Genomic DNA, 15,086 nt, shown 5'->3' with positions numbered 1-15,086 from the left:
ACCGCCTCTGGAGTTCGGGACATGTCCCACGCCATGCTGGAGCGACGAGGAGGAACGATGGCGACGGTGATCGACGCGGTCGGCGTCGCGGCGTCGCCGGACTTCACCGCACCGAAGGCGCGGAGGGTCGCGGCGATCGCGGTGCTCGCTTTCAGTTGGTCCGCGTGTGTGGTCGCCTTGGCTCTCAGCCTCGGCTTCGGCCTTCCGTTGGTGGGTGAAAACCTCTTTGTCGTCAGTCATCTGCTGAGCGCGATCGTCTACGCACCTATCGCGGCTCTCCTCGTCTGGCGCCAGGTCGGGGTGGTTGCCGTTGTGCTCTCGGTTCTCGCGGTCGGTGCCGCGATTGCGGCGGTCGGCAACGAGTACGCGTTCCTCGCGGCCGACTACCCCGGACTGCCGGGGCTGTGGTTCGCGCAGCATGTGCTCGACAGGGCATGGTTGCCGGGAACACTCGCGGCCTTCAGTTTTCTTCCACTCCTGCTGACGAGTCGGCGTGCAACCCGCAGCACGATCGTGCTCGCTATCGTTGGGTCGGTCGCCAGCGTGCTCCCCGTTGTTCTGGCTCTCGTGCGCCAGCGACCGGACGCCGAGCCGAACCCGTGGGCGATCACGGCCCCCGGCGCTCAGGACACGATCGTTGTGCTGTTCTACTCGAGCTTGGGAACGGCCGTTGCGGTGGCGATCGTCACGGGCGTCATCCTCCTCTACCGGTGGTTGACGTGGGATGCAGCGGAGCGCCGCGGTCTCGGGTGGCTCATTCTCGGGCAGTGGATGCTCATCGCCTTTTTCAGCCCCATCCTCCTTGCCTGGTTTCCCGATATCGCGTTTTTCCTCTCGGACTACGCGCCCCTCTCCCTGCCGTTCGCGCAACTCTTCATGCCGGCTGCGATCCTCGTGCTGGCCCTCGGTCAGCGATTGTGGGGGCTGGATGCCGCGATCAATCGGGCGATTGTGTGGACCCTGCTCGTCGCGGCACTCATGCTCGCCTACATCTCCGTCGCGCTCTTCGCCAACGCGGTGCTTCCGGTCGCCCCGACGATCGCCGGCGTGGTGGGTGTTGCCGCGTTCGCGCTCGCCGTCGAACCCATCCGCCGCTGGATCCAACGACGGGTCGACTCACTCGTGTACGGCGAAGCGGCCGAACCGGCACAACTCATGCGGGCGCTCGGCGATCGGCTCGGGGAAGGCTCGAGCGGAGCCGAGCTGCAGCGACTCGTGGACGCCCTGCTCGTCACCCTGCGACTCGGTCACCTCTCGGTACGGTCGACGCGAGTGGGCGGGGTTGCGGCAGAGTCGGGCATCCCGGGCCCGGGTGCTGCGACCGAACTCCAATTGCGCAACGCCCACGACACGATCGGGGTCGTGTCGGCGACCGCGCGGGGGCGTCAACGTGTCGACCGCCGCACCATCCGTGTGCTCGAAGACATCGCCGGTGTGCTCTCGGTTGCCCTCCAACTCGCCGACGTGAACGAGGAGGCGCGACAGGCTCGCGACCGCATCGTCGACGTCCGCGATGAGGAGCGACGGATGGTGCGCCGCGAACTGCACGACGGATTGGCTCCCGCCCTCGAGGCCACCGTCGACGACCTCGACGCGATTCCCTCCACGCTGGACGAACCGAGCACCGCGCGCGCTGCTATCGACGCGGTGCGGCTCTCCATCGCCGCCCGCACCAACGACGTTCGCGACCTCGCTCGCACCCTCCTCCCCGGCTCCCTCGACGCCGGTGACCTCGAGGCGGCGCTCACGGAGTTGGGGGAGCGCTTCAGCTCGGCCGATATCCGAGTCGACGTGCACGCCAACGAGACGTGTGATCTCGACTCCACGCGTCAGGCGGCGGTGTACCACGTCGCGGCCGAGGCGGTGCTCCTGGCGCGGCGCACGCCCCGCGTGTCCCGTATCGGGATCGACGTCGAGGTCACTCAACGCGACGCCGTGGTGACCCTCACCCACGATGGCGATGCCCGCGGCTCTGACACGGACGTTGTTGTCGCCTCGATCGCCGGTCGGGCCGAGGACCTCGGCGGGGTTGTGCGCGCGCAGCGCGATTCGGATGGGCTGCTGCTCATCGTGGAGGTTCCGGCATGATGCGCCGGGCCACCGTGCGCAGGACACTCGCGCTCGTTGTGCTCGTGGCATCCTGGGCGCCGGCCATCGCGTCGGTGCTCATCGCGTGGGCCTTCGAACTGCGAGACCTGCCCGTCGAAGGGGTCTTCCTTTCGGCATCTCCCGCGATCGTGCAGTCCCGATTCGATGACATCGGCGTTGTCGTCGCCCTCATCTACGGTCCGCTGAGCGCTCTGCTCATCGCCCGCCGCCCGCACCCCGTTGCCGGCATTCTCGCCGTACATTCGATCGGCTCCGGAATCGCGGCCCTGGGGGTGCAGTGGGGACTACTCGGTTTCGCGGTCCCCGGCCTGCCGCTGTGGGGCTTCCTGGCCCACGCGGCGGGGTGGGGTTACATCCCGGGAACGATCATGACGACGATCATCCCGCTCCTCCTCATCGGCGCGATCACGCCCCTTTACCGTGCGCTCATTGCGATCGCCGTCGCGTGCGCCACCGTCGGCTTCGTCGCGGCATTCACACAGCAGTCCGTGGGCGGGCCGCTCAACCCGTTTGCGATCCCGGATGCCGCGTACCAGGAGCAACTCCCCGGTATCTACGGCATCGTGGTGGTCATCGCCGTGAGCGTGTCCACCGTGACCGCCGTCATCATCCTCCGGCGCTGGCTCTCCCTCGGGCGTGAGCAACGACGCGGCCTCGGCTGGCTCGTGACCGGGCACATCTTCCTCACGCTCTCCTACGGGGCGCTCATCCTCCCCGACCTCGACGGTGTACCCGGGTGGGTGTGGGACTTCGGGATGATCGCCCCCGTCGTCGGCCAAGTGTTCTACCCGGCGGCCATCCTCGTCATTGTGCTCGGTTCCCGCGTTCGAGGGATCGACGTTGCGGTGAACCGTGTGCTGCTGTGGGCGATCCTCGTTGTGATCGCCGTCTCTGGCTACCTCGTGCTCGTCTCGGTGCTGAACAGCATCCTCGACGGGGAACCGTACGCCGTCGGAATTGCGGCAGCGCTCATCGTGGCGCTCGGCATCCAACCGCTCAGGTCATGGCTGCAAGTTCGTGTGGATCGCCTCGTGTACAGCAGCGGGGCGGGACCGACGGAACTCATCCGCACCCTCGGCGAGAGGGTTGGGGACCTCGAATCGGGCAGCGAAGGACTCCGTGAACTCGCCGACGCCCTCCGCAACGCCTACCGGCTCGGCTCCGTGAGCATCCGAAGTGTCGGTGAGGACGAGGCGCTCACCGTGGTGGGACGCCCCGTCGGCACGGTCACGCAGATCGAGCTCCGTGCAGGCTCGTCGCACCTCGGCTGGATAGACGTGACACCCCGCCGCGGGGACCGCGTGAGCGGTCGAGTTGTGCGGGCGCTGGAAGAGCTGTCCGGGGTGGTGGCCGCCGCGGTGCAACTTGCACGCGCCAATGAAGAGCTCGAACGGGCCAGAGACGACGTACTCGCCGTTCGCCAGGAGGAGCGCCGCGTCATCCGTCGCGAACTGCACGACGGCATCGGGCCGGCGCTCGCCGGTATCGGGTTCGGCCTCGCCGGAGTATCCAACCTCGTGGAAACCTCGCCAGACAAAGCCAGAAGCCTGCTCGAACGACTCACCGACGACCTGCGATCGCGTCTGACCTCCGTACGGAGCATCGTGCGGGCCATGGACACCGTGGGCGATCACCCGGATCTCGCCGCGAGACTCCGCGCGCTCGCCGAGGACTTCTCTGGCGCGGGCGTCACGATCACCGTCGATGCACCGGCAGCGTCACACCTCACCGCTCTCCAGCGTGAGGCCGCGTACTTCATCGCGGCGGAATCCGTGCACAACGCTGTGCGTCACGGCGACGCACGCACCATCTCCATCGACATCGCCACGCAACTCGATCGCACCATCTGTTTGGCCATCGCCGACGACGGTCGCGGCTTCGAGCACACGGAATCACCGGGGCTCGGACTGACATCAATGCGCGAACGCGCGAACGCCGTGGATGCACGGCTCACCGTCGACTCCGAACCGGGAGTCGGCACCACCATCATCGTTGGCTTCGGAAGGGCAGGGGCATGACGCAGCAGCGCACCATCTCGATCGTGGTGGTCGACGACCACCCCCTGTTCAGGGTCGGCATCACGTCGATGCTCGAAACCCTCGACGGGGTCGCCGTTGTCGGCGCCGCCGCGAGCGTCGAGGAAGCGATCGCCGTCGTCGGCGAGACCAGGCCTGACGTTGTACTCATGGACCTGGACCTCGGTACGGGATCGGGCATCGACGCCACGCGAGCCATCGTGCGCGAGCATCCGGAGACCGGGGTGCTCGTGCTCACGATGCTCGGCGACGATGAGTCCGTCTTCGCAGCCGTGCGCTCGGGCGCGCGCGGATACCTGCTGAAGACCGCGACACCCCAAGAAGTCGAGCGCGCGGTCCACGCCGTCGCCGACGGCTCCATGCTCCTCGGGCCCGACGTCGTCAAGCGTGCCGTCGCCTACCTGAGCGGCGCCAAGAGCTCAGGAGGCTCACCCTTCCCCGAACTGACCGATCGCGAAAACGAAGTGCTCGAACTCATCGCCCGCGGATACGACAACCCGCGAATCGCCAGGGCGCTCGTGCTCACGAGCAAAACCGTGCGCAACTACGTGTACGGCATCATCGGCAAGCTCGGCGCGTCCGACCGCAGCGGACTCATCGTCCTCGCGCGCGAAGCCGGATTCGGTCAACCGGACGAGGGCGCCGCGAGTTAGGACACAACTCGGGACACCGACACCTGCACTCCGGGACGCCGGGCGCACGACCCTGGATGGGTGCACGGACGAACCATGACCACAGCGGCGACGCTGCTCGTGGTCCTGTCGCTCTCGGGATGCCCCACCCCCGAGGTCGACGGGCGTGTGCCCGGAACCTTTCCGGGTGCCGCGCCGGTATGCGAAGGATGCGAGGCCCCCGAGTGATCTGGTTGAGCATCCTCCTCGTGTCCATCGTGCTCGCGGCGGGCGCAGTTGTGCTCGCCGCCCCCCGACCGCCGACGCGCTAATCGGGTGTGCGGGTCGACGGAGCGCCCGGGAGGACTGCGGTCCCCCGGGCGCTTGCCCGTTAACGCGGGACACGGCGCCCGGGTGCGCGCCCGACAAGTGAGGACCGCTGACCCTGACGGGCAGGACGCCGGGACGGCCATCGTCGACATGTCGACCGCACCGGCGGACGACCGGGCGCAGCCATTTTGGGCCTCGCTCGCTGGTACACCCGATCCGAAAGAGAAATCACCATGTCGGTACCGTCCTCCGTCCGCAACCGGGAGGCCCGCGTCGCACGCGGAGCGCTCGTGGCTTCGGCACTCGCATCCACCTTCGCCCTCAGCGCCTGCTTCGGCGGCGCGCCCACCCCCGTCGCCACCGAATCCGGTGTCGGCTTCGACGATGTGCAGTCGGCGACCATCCAACTCGAAGCAGTCGGCACCTTCGTCGACCCGTCCTACGGCGGTTACGAGGGAGCCGGCCGCGGCTCGGGCTTCCTCATCTCCCCGGACGGCCTCGCCATCACCAACAACCACGTTGTCGTGGGAGCAGGCACCCTCGAGGTGTGGCGCGGCGGCGACCAGTCGAAGACCCTCAACGCCCAGGTGCTCGGCTCGTCGGAGTGCCTCGACATCGCCGTCGTGCAGTTGCCAGCCGGAACCTACCCCTACCTCGACTGGCACGAGGGTGAGATCCCCGCCGCCACCGAGGTCTACTCCGCAGGCTTCCCCCTCGGTGACCCCAACTTCACCCTGACCAAGGGAATCGTCTCCAAGTCGGTGTCCGAGGGTGAGACGAGCTGGGCATCCGTCGACACCGTCATCGAGCACGATGCGCGCATCCGCCCCGGCAACTCCGGCGGGCCCCTCGTCGACGCAGACGGTCGAGTTGTGGGCGTCAACTACGCCGGCGAGAGCCAGTTCGACTACAACTACGCCATCCACCGCGACGAAGTTCTCGCCGTGCTCGACCAGCTCATCGAAGGCGAGGACGTGCTGAGCCTCGGCATCAACGCGCAGGGAGTCACCGACGACGAGGGCAACGGCCTCGGAATCTGGGTCAGCTCGGTCGCCGCAGGGTCGGCAGCGGACAAAGCCGGTGTGAAGCCGGGCGACCTGGTCACCCGCATGCAGGGCGTGAGCATGGGTGTGAACGGCACCCTCGCGGAGTACTGCGACGTGCTGCGCACCCACGGCCAGGACGCCGCGCTCGACATCGAGCTCTACCGTCCCGACGAGGGTCTCTACTACCGCGGCCAGGTCAACTCGGGTGACACCGTCGAAGCGGTCACCGTGCTCGGCGGCGGCGGTACCGACGGTGTGTACCAATGGATCCAGGACGACACGGCGTCGATCGCCGTTGAGGTGCCGGCATCCTGGAGCCAGATCGACGGAGCGCCGTACACCGACGGTGCGGGCAACGCATGGTCGAGTGTCGAGGCCAGTAGTGACCTCAACGGGTACCGCACGACCTGGGGCACCCCGGGTGTGAGCATCGTGGCATCCGCCGATGCGGTCGGCGACTTCACGACCCAGCAACTCATGGACCAGTCCACGGCGGGCCTCGCCGATGCGGGATGCTCGCAGATCGACTCCGACGAGTACGACGACGGATTCCACCAGGGCATCTACACCTACTGGACCGGATGCGGCGGCGGAGCCAGCTACGTCGTCGTGACCGCGAACGCAACAGCCGGCAACTACGTGGTCGCCGTCGCCGTCCAGGCGATCAGCGACAGCGACCTCGACGCGATCGACCGCGTGCTCGGCAGCTTCTACGCGGAGTTCTAATGCAGCGGCTGCTCTTCGTGGGCGCCGCGACGGTGGTGCTGCTGACCGGATGCTCGGCAGCAGCACCACCGGAGGCCTCCGGCATCGACCCCCGATGCCGAGAGGCCTACCCGGCTGTCGACTACGCCACCCTCGGCTACACCGGCTCTCCCGATGAGAGCCTGCTGACCCTCCGGCCCGACCAGTGGCCAGCCGTGCCCGATTTCGCCGTGTTCTGTTGGTCCACCCTGAGCGCCGCCGAGGAGGTCGCGTACTACGCCATCGACACCGAGGTGCCCTACGGCGAGCTCTACGACTACTACGAGGAATCGTTCGGCGATCTGGGCATCCATGGACGTGCCCCGAGCGACACCGGCGAACTGCTCACGGGGGTCTTCCCACCGGAGCACTCCTACTTCGTCGACTACGAACCGCAGGACGCCTACTCGATCACCTGGGCTCTCCAGGGCGAATACAGCGACTGAACCACCAGGCCTCGTGAGGCCTCGAACAAAGGAGAAACGATGAATACCGCAACCACCGATGCGACGGTCGAACCGACCGTCGCCCCTCGTCCAGCACGAGCACGTCTCTGGCCCCTATGGGGTGCCGTATCCGGGCTGCTCGGTTTCGTCGCCACCGTGGTGCTCGACACGAGGCCGATGAGCGAAATCCTCGCCATCGCCGCGGGTGAGGACTACACGGTGAGCGCCGACGACGTTGCCTCACTCGAGCGCATGACCAACTACGTAGGGTTCTTGGTCGGATTCGCCGCGGTCGCCGCCATGGTCGTCTTCGCGGCAAGCTGGAAACGCTGGGTCGAACACCGGTACCCAGAGTCGATAGCCGCGAAGGTGGTGAGCGGAGGACTCTACGTCAGCGCGGCAGGACTTGCACTTGCCTACGGGTGGAAGGGCGCGCTCGCGAACTACGGTTACGGCGGAAACGAGTTCGGCATGTTCGACGACAGCGGACTCTACGTGTACTACGTGCTGACCGACTTTGGCCCGTACATCCCCTGGCTCGGCGTGCTCGTCGCAGCTGCGGCCTTCGGCTGGCTTGCGTGGAAGGAGCGCCTACTCTCCCGTGTGCTCGGAACGGTCAGCGCCCTGTACGCGGCGGGTGTCGCCGGCATGATGGTGCTTCTCGCGGTCCCGGGCCTTCCCGGTCCCTTCGGTGGGCTGTGGCTCGCGCTCGCATCGCTGTGGATCGCGTTCGGTCGTAGCCGGATCACGCTCAAGGACGCGGCGTGATCGCGCGCGCGGCGGCGGCCGCAGCATCCGCGCTCCTCCTTCTCGGCGCCATCACAGCGTGTGCTGCGCCCGTGACCCCTGCGGATCGTGACATCGATCCGCTGCCCGTCGAACCCGATGGCGGTATCGGCACCACGAGTCCCTGCGACGAGCTGTGGCCGGATCAGCCCTTCGGTAACGACCCGGCGTCGATCAGCATCCTTCCGACAGGCTGGCCGAGCGATCCGCCCGGCGGTATCCGCTGCTCGGCGGCGATGACCACGGAGACGACGGCCATCATCCAGTACGTGACGGATGCCCCCGCCGAGGAGGTCGCGGCGTACTACGAGCGCAACCTCTCCTCCTTCGACCCCGTCGTATCGGATGGCATCGGCGGCTACCCCGTCGTGAACGGCACGGACGGAACCGTGGAGTTTGGGATCCAGACCGACGACGAGTACGGCTCCATCGTGATCGGCATCGCCCTCCTCGAGTAACGCCCTTCGCCGCGATCCCAAATACAGGAGTTCTGCGCTTTCGCAGCCACAATTCGGCTTACTTCGGTCGGCGGATGCCAGATCTCCTGTATTTGGGATCCGACCTGCGCGACACAGGATGCAGCAGCGGCTAGTAGCGATCGCCGCGGGCAATCGCGGCCCGCACCGACGCCTCCACCTCGAACCAGCGGCTCGTGACCTGTCGGTAAGAGAACCGCAACACGCGAAAACCTCTCGCGCTCAAGAGAGCGTCGCGACGCCGGTCTGCCTCGAACTGCTCGGGGCCGGAGTGATGCGCCGAGCCATCGACCTCCGTGATCAAACGTTCTCCGAGCAGGAAGTCCACCCGCCCCACGCCCGGGATGACCACCTGTCGGCGGGGAGCGAGGTCGCGGAACCGGTCGAAGAAGATCGTTTCGGTGCCGGATTCACAGACACCGTCGGCCAATCGGAGCACGGATGCTCGGGGCCCGAGCAACGCCGCTGCGTGCTGCCATCCCGTCCGCGCGCTGGGGTGGAGGTGCAGGAAGGAATCGGCGACAACAGGAAGTTGTTCTCGCGTCAAGCACGTCGCTGCATCCCGGAAGCACTCCAACGCCGGAAGGGTGAGGCGACCTGGCGAGTCGGCGACTCGCCAGTGCACGCGCACGTCGTCGCTGTGGCCAGACAGCCGGGCCCACTTGTCATCGGGGCGTCGAAGTCGCGCGGAGCGTGGGTCAACGACGACGTGCAGGTCGGGATCCCCGACATCCCAACATCCCATCGTCCGCAGCCCCGAATGGCAGGTGAGTCGTCCCCCGACCCGAGCGGCTCGCACCTCGTCCGGCGTTAGTCCGGGGATGGCGTACCAGCCCTGTCGAACGCGAAAGATGTGCCCTCCCTCAAGGGCGGCTCGCACGGCGCCCCGACCGAAGCCGTCGTGTGTGAGTTCGAACGTCGCCGCCAGTCCTCCCCGGGACGCGATTGCCTGCCGTACTGATTGCACCGATCAAGGCTGGAGATGCGCGAGGCGGGTGAACCGCCCGAAACCGATGGTGTGAAAAACATCCGTGCACACTTCGCTGTGGAGGAGTGGTCACCACATCCCAAACGCACTGGTCGCCACATCCCAAATGCAGGAGCCCAGCACCGAAATCAGACGCCTGCCGCATGCTTTGGGCGCGGGATGCGAATACTCCTGCATTTGGGATGTGCGAGGGGGGCGGGTGTAGCGCAGGGGCACGGGTGGCGTCGGCGGAGGTCCGTAGAATTGTGTGGCCATGTCATCCGTGCCCCTTCTGCCCCCGCCGGACGACGACCCCCTGCTCGCCGGCCTCAACCCCCAGCAACGTGAGGCCGTGCTCTACCGCGGGCAGTCGCTACTCATCGTCGCGGGCGCGGGTTCCGGCAAAACGAGTGTGCTCACGCGGCGCATCGCGGGACTGCTGAAGTGGCGTGAGGCCTGGCCGAGTCAGATCCTCGCGATCACCTTCACCAACAAGGCTGCGGCGGAGATGCGCGAACGTGTTCGTGCCCTCGTCGGCGACGAATCCGACGGCATGTGGATCTCCACGTTCCACTCCGCGTGCGTTCGCATTCTGCGTCGCCAGGCCGAGGCCATGGGCATGAAGCAGAGCTTCACCATCTACGACACGGCGGACTCCCGCGCGCTCATGAAGCGCATCATCAAGGAGCTGGATGCCGACACCATCGGCTTCACCGTCGGTGGCGCCCTCGGCCGCATCTCGCGACTCAAGAACGAACTCACGGATGTCGACGGATTCGCGCGCAACGCGAACATGTCAGACCCCAAGGAGGCCGTGCTGCTGGAGATTTTCCGCCAGTACACGGCGGCGCTCCGCCGGGCCAACGCGCTCGACTTCGACGACATCATCGCCGAGACGGTCTACCTCTTCCGCGCCTTCCCCGAGGTTGCCGCGTTGTACCAGCGTCGGTTCCGTCACGTGCTCGTCGACGAGTACCAGGACACCAACCACGCGCAGTACGCGCTCGTGCGCGAGCTCACGCGGGCACCGGTCGCCGTGCCCGGTCAGTCAGCGTTCGACGGCGCATCGCTGACCGTGGTCGGCGACAGCGACCAATCGATCTACGCGTTCCGCGGAGCGGACATCCGCAACATCGTCGAGTTCGAGCGCGACTTCCCCAACTCGAAGGTCATCCTCCTCGAGCAGAACTACCGCTCGACGCAGAACATCCTCGACGCCGCCAACTCGGTCATCGCCAACAACTTCGACCGCAAAGCGAAGAACCTGTTCACCGTGGTGGGGTCCGGCGACAAGATCATCGGCTACACGGGCTACTCGGGTCATGATGAGGCGCAGTTCGTGGCCGACGAGATCGAAAAGCTGCGGGATGCCGGTTCCAGCTACAACGACATTGCCGTCTTCGTGCGCACCAACTCGCAGACCCGACCGCTGGAAGAGATCTTCATCCGCTCGGCGATCCCGTACCGAATCCCGGGGGGCACCAAGTTCTACGAGCGTGCCGAGGTGAAGGACGCGTTCGGATATCTCATCCAGGTTGCCAACCCTGACGACGATCTGGCGCTGCGCCGCATCATGAACGTTCCCAAGCGCGGCATCGGCCCCGCCACCGAGGCGGCCATGCAGGCCATGGCCGAGCGCCAGGGTGTTCCGCTGCGCGAGGTGCTTCGGGATGCCGCATCCCTCGGCCTCGGACCGAAGGTCACCGCGGCGATCACCGACCTGGGGGAGCTCCTCGACGAGGTCGCTGCGACCGTCGCGACGGCAGCACCCCACGACATCCTCACGGCGCTGCTCACGCGGTCCGGGCTGCACGCCGCACTCAAGAACTCGGGTGACCCGCAGGATGAGGCGCGCGCCGAGAACCTCGAGGAGCTTGTGTCTCAGGCCAAGGAGTTCCGGGTGCAAAATCCCGAGGGGACCCTCGTCGACTTTCTCACGAATGTCGCGCTCTTCTCGGCGGCCGACGAGATCGACGACCACGACGGTTCGGTGTCGATCATGACGCTGCACACCGCGAAGGGACTCGAGTACGACTCCGTGTTCCTCACGGGACTCGAGGAGGACCTGCTGCCGCACCGCATGTCGGTGAACGAGACGGGCGGCATCGCCGAGGAGCGTCGGCTCTTCTACGTCGGCATCACCCGTGCCCGCAAGCGACTGTTTGTGTCGCTCGCGACGTCCCGTGCCTCATTCGGCGACGTCGCCGTGTCGATGCCGAGCCGCTATCTTGCCGAGATTCCGGGAGAGCTCATCGAGTGGCGCGATTCCGGAGGTTCTGGCTTCCGCTCGGGGTTCCGGGGCGTGCGGGCGGCGCCCATGCGCGAGTCGTACGGGCAACTGCCGCCAGCACCGCGGCAGAAGACGGAGTGGACGACCCCGATCACGGCGAAGGTGCGCGACAACGGCGACCTGACCCTCGCGGTGGGCGACCGCATCCGACACACCGACTTCGGCGAGGGCCGCGTCTCGGCTGTGACGGGTGTCGGCCCGAAGACCGTCGCGGAGGTGCAGTTCGAGACTGCCGGTCGCAAACGCCTGCTCGTCAAGATTGCTCCGATCGAGAAGCTCTAGCCCTCGCGGGACGGCCGTGCCGATCGAGAAGCTCTAAACCGCCGCAGGTAGAAGCGGGTCGGCCACGAACGCAGGCGACGCGGCAGGCGCGGGTACCAGCGCCGCGCCCTCCGCACGAGACGATCGAAGCGTGCCTGGTCGTGCGGCAGGCCGTACGCGTCGCGCAACTCCGGCGGCAGCAGCCCCGCCGTCACCACGCGAACGGTGGGCATCACCGCCCGCATCCACCACGGCGCGGCCACCGGATGCACCAGCGCCTGGCACACCGAGCGTGCGTCGTCGCCCACCTCGAGGCCGTAGGTGCTCCAGTACTCCGTGAAGGCCGCGCGGCTCGCTGGCCACTCGGAGGCGGGAACACCTAACGCGGTCCCCACCACGGCGAAGTCGGCGAGCAGGGTTTCGGCGTTGGCGGGGGTGTCCTCTCCCCAGACGAGGGCTCGTACCCTCATGGCCGTGTCGTACAGGGTTGCAGCCACCCAGAGTTGGAGGCGGGCATCCGTTGCCCCCGGCACCGAACGGTGCGCTCCGCCAACGGTGCGGGCGACAGCGCGAGCCTCGTCGGGGGTTCCGTAGACGAGCACCGCGAGGTAGGTGAGAGTGCCGTTCAGGCGGTCGAGGGGACGCTCGGCGAAGGTGCTGTGATGGGCCACTCCGCGGGCGATGGCGGGGTCGGCGACGTGAAGCAGGATCGCTGCGGCGCCGCCCGCGAGCAGGATCGCGTCGTCGGAGACGTCCGTGATCCGCAGTGCCACGGCCCCAGCCTAGGCAGCGGGCGCGTGGGGCACGCGAAACGGGTAGAGTTCTCTGTGGCCCGGATGCCTCGACGTCGAGTTCTCTCCAAGCCCGAGACCGGGTCTTTTCCCTCACCGACGCGCGATTGGACAAAAGCAGCGTGGATCTTTTTGAGTACCAGGCCCGGGATCTCTTCGAGAAGTACGGGGTTCCCGTACTCAAGGGCATTGTCGCCGACACCCCGGAGGCTGTTCGGGCCGCCGCTGAGGAACTCGGCGGTGTGACCGTCGTCAAAGCTCAGGTCAAGGTTGGCGGTCGCGGCAAGGCGGGTGGCGTAAAGGTCGCCAAGTCTCCGGATGACGCGGAGGAGGCCGCCAAGGCGATCCTCGGTCTCGACATCAAGGGTCACGTCGTGAAGCGCGTGATGGTCGCCGAGGGCGCCGACATCGCGCAGGAGTACTACTTCTCGGTGCTGCTCGACCGGGCCAACCGCAGCTACCTCTCGCTGAGCAGCTTCGAGGGTGGCATGGAGATCGAGCAGCTCGCGGAGGAGCGCCCGGATGCGCTCGCGCGCATCGAGGTGGACCCGAGTTCTGGCATCGACCTCGCGAAGGCGAAGGAGATCGCGGTTGCCGCGAAGTTCCCGGCCGAGCTGGTCGACAAGGTCGCCGAAGTTTTTGTGAAGCTCTACGAGGTCTACACGGGTGAGGATGCGACGCTCGTCGAGGTCAACCCGCTTGTGCTCACCGGTTCCGGCGACATCGTCGCCCTCGACGGCAAGGTCTCGCTCGACGAGAACGCCGGCTTCCGTCACCCCGAGCACGAGGCCCTCGAGGACAAGGATGCGGCCGACCCGCTCGAGGCGAAGGCGAAGGCCAACGACCTCAACTACGTGAAGCTCGACGGTGAGGTCGGCATCATCGGCAACGGTGCCGGTCTCGTGATGTCCACCCTCGACGTGGTGAGCTACGCGGGGGAGAAGCACGGTGGCGTGAAGCCAGCCAACTTCCTCGACATCGGTGGCGGCGCATCCGCCGAGGTGATGGCCAACGGTCTCGACGTGATCCTCGGTGACCCGCAGGTCAAGAGTGTTTTCGTGAACGTGTTCGGCGGTATCACCGCGTGCGACGCGGTCGCCAACGGCATCGTCAAGGCTCTCGAGATTTTGGGCGACACGGCCACCAAGCCGCTCGTCGTGCGGCTCGACGGCAACAAGGTCGAGGAGGGCCGCGCCATCCTCGAGGCCGCAAACAACCCGCTGGTCACCCTGGCGGACACCATGGACTCCGGCGCCGACAAGGCAGCCGAACTGGCTAACGCGTAAAGGGCAACGAACACAATGTCGATCTTCCTCAACAAGGACAGCAAGGTCATCGTCCAGGGCATCACCGGCGGCGAGGGCACCAAGCACACGGCGCTCATGCTCAAGGCCGGAACCCAGGTCGTCGGCGGCGTCAACGCCCGCAAGGCCGGCACGACCGTCGAGCACGACGGGGGCGTCACGCTCCTCGTCTTCGGCACGGTTGCCGAGGCCATCGAAAAGACTGGTGCAGACGTCTCGATCGCGTTCGTGCCGCCCGCATTCGCGAAGGATGCCATGATCGAGGCGATCGACGCCGAGATCCCGCTCCTCGTGGTCATCACCGAGGGCATCCCCGTTCAGGATTCCGCCGAGGCGTGGGCTCACGCCAAGGCGAAGGGCAACAAGACCCGCATCATCGGCCCGAACTGCCCCGGCATCATCACGCCGGGCGAGGCGCTCGTCGGCATCACCCCGGCGACGATCACGGGCAAGGGCCCGATCGGCCTCGTGTCGAAGTCGGGAACGCTGACCTACCAGATGATGTACGAGCTTCGTGACCTCGGATTCTCGACCGCGATCGGTATCGGTGGCGACCCCATCATTGGCACAACTCACATCGACGCGCTCGCCGCGTTCGAGGCGGACCCGGAGACGAAGGCGATCGTCATGATCGGCGAGATCGGCGGCGACGCCGAGGAGCGCGCGGCCGACTTCATCAAGGCGAACGTCACGAAGCCGGTTGTCGCCTACGTTGCCGGGTTCACGGCTCCCGAGGGCAAGACCATGGGCCACGCCGGTGCCATCGTGTCCTCCGGCGCGGGTACGGCTCAGGGCAAGAAGGAGGCCCTGGAGGCCGCTGGCGTCAAGGTCGGCAAGACACCGAGCGAGACGGCATCCCTCATGCGTGAGGTGTTCGCCGCGCTGTAGA

General features: G+C 67.0%; 13 protein-coding genes. 11 read left to right on the top strand and 2 right to left on the bottom strand.

Annotated elements, in window-relative coordinates; translation table 11 throughout:
* Window positions 1-57: 57 nt before the first annotated feature.
* The 8 genes from LH407_RS05220 to LH407_RS05185 all read left to right on the top strand — a co-directional run bounded on the left by LH407_RS05220 (window position 58) and on the right by LH407_RS05185 (window position 8,566).
* Entirely contained in the window at window positions 58-2,088 is a 2,031-nt protein-coding gene (locus tag LH407_RS05220; protein WP_322132347.1) for a sensor histidine kinase, read from the top strand.
* Window positions 2,085-4,127 (top strand): sensor histidine kinase, encoded by a 2,043-nt coding sequence (locus LH407_RS05215; protein ID WP_322132348.1) that lies wholly within the window; start codon window positions 2,085-2,087, stop codon window positions 4,125-4,127. The genes LH407_RS05220 and LH407_RS05215 overlap by 4 nt, the downstream gene beginning before the upstream one ends.
* Window positions 4,124-4,798 carry a response regulator gene (locus LH407_RS05210; protein WP_322132349.1) on the top strand — a complete coding sequence of 225 codons (675 nt, stop codon included), beginning with the start codon at window positions 4,124-4,126 and terminating at the stop codon, window positions 4,796-4,798. Before LH407_RS05215 ends, LH407_RS05210 begins: the two co-directional genes overlap by 4 nt.
* A gap of 75 nt (window positions 4,799-4,873) precedes the next feature.
* Complete coding sequence (locus tag LH407_RS05205) at window positions 4,874-5,005, top strand: hypothetical protein (RefSeq protein WP_322132350.1); 132 nt, start codon at window positions 4,874-4,876, stop codon at window positions 5,003-5,005.
* Between the two features lie 314 nt (window positions 5,006-5,319).
* The gene (locus LH407_RS05200) at window positions 5,320-6,858 is read left to right on the top strand and encodes a S1C family serine protease (RefSeq protein ID WP_322132351.1); all 1,539 of its coding nucleotides are present in this window, start codon (window positions 5,320-5,322) and stop codon (window positions 6,856-6,858) included.
* Window positions 6,858-7,322: a hypothetical protein gene (locus tag LH407_RS05195; RefSeq protein ID WP_322132352.1), complete on the top strand. Its 465-nt coding sequence runs from the start codon at window positions 6,858-6,860 to the stop codon at window positions 7,320-7,322. Before LH407_RS05200 ends, LH407_RS05195 begins: the two co-directional genes overlap by 1 nt.
* A 39-nt stretch (window positions 7,323-7,361) precedes the next feature.
* Complete coding sequence (locus LH407_RS05190) at window positions 7,362-8,090, top strand: hypothetical protein (protein ID WP_322132353.1); 729 nt, start codon at window positions 7,362-7,364, stop codon at window positions 8,088-8,090.
* Complete coding sequence (locus LH407_RS05185; protein WP_322132354.1) at window positions 8,087-8,566, top strand: hypothetical protein; 480 nt, start codon at window positions 8,087-8,089, stop codon at window positions 8,564-8,566. The genes LH407_RS05190 and LH407_RS05185 overlap by 4 nt, the downstream gene beginning before the upstream one ends.
* A gap of 130 nt (window positions 8,567-8,696) precedes the next feature.
* Here the strand turns inward: LH407_RS05185 and LH407_RS05180 are convergent, their stop codons facing one another.
* Entirely contained in the window at window positions 8,697-9,551 is an 855-nt protein-coding gene (locus LH407_RS05180) for an endonuclease domain-containing protein (RefSeq protein ID WP_322132355.1), read from the bottom strand.
* Between the two features lie 274 nt (window positions 9,552-9,825).
* Between LH407_RS05180 and LH407_RS05175 the strand changes: the two genes are divergently transcribed.
* Window positions 9,826-12,123, top strand: a complete 2,298-nt coding sequence (locus LH407_RS05175) for an ATP-dependent helicase (protein WP_322132356.1) — start codon at window positions 9,826-9,828, stop codon at window positions 12,121-12,123.
* Here LH407_RS05175 and LH407_RS05170 read toward each other — a convergent pair.
* Window positions 12,120-12,875 carry an oxygenase MpaB family protein gene (locus LH407_RS05170; protein ID WP_322132357.1) on the bottom strand — a complete coding sequence of 252 codons (756 nt, stop codon included), beginning with the start codon at window positions 12,873-12,875 and terminating at the stop codon, window positions 12,120-12,122. The two genes, LH407_RS05175 and LH407_RS05170, sit on opposite strands and share 4 nt — an antisense overlap.
* A gap of 140 nt (window positions 12,876-13,015) precedes the next feature.
* Here LH407_RS05170 and sucC point away from each other — a divergent pair, with 140 nt between their 5' ends.
* Together sucC and sucD are read left to right on the top strand one after the other, a co-directional pair.
* Window positions 13,016-14,179: an ADP-forming succinate--CoA ligase subunit beta gene (gene sucC, locus LH407_RS05165; RefSeq protein WP_322132358.1), complete on the top strand. Its 1,164-nt coding sequence runs from the start codon at window positions 13,016-13,018 to the stop codon at window positions 14,177-14,179.
* A 15-nt stretch (window positions 14,180-14,194) separates the two neighbouring features.
* Complete coding sequence (gene sucD / locus LH407_RS05160) at window positions 14,195-15,085, top strand: succinate--CoA ligase subunit alpha (RefSeq protein WP_322132359.1); 891 nt, start codon at window positions 14,195-14,197, stop codon at window positions 15,083-15,085.
* The last annotated feature ends 1 nt before the right edge of the window (window position 15,086 follow it).

This window comes from Antiquaquibacter oligotrophicus (assembly GCF_020535405.1).
Classification (GTDB): Bacteria; Actinomycetota; Actinomycetes; order Actinomycetales; family Microbacteriaceae; genus Rhodoglobus; species Rhodoglobus oligotrophicus.
The sequence above is the reverse complement of the archived record's forward strand: the minus strand, read 5'-3'. Positions and strand labels throughout refer to the sequence as shown.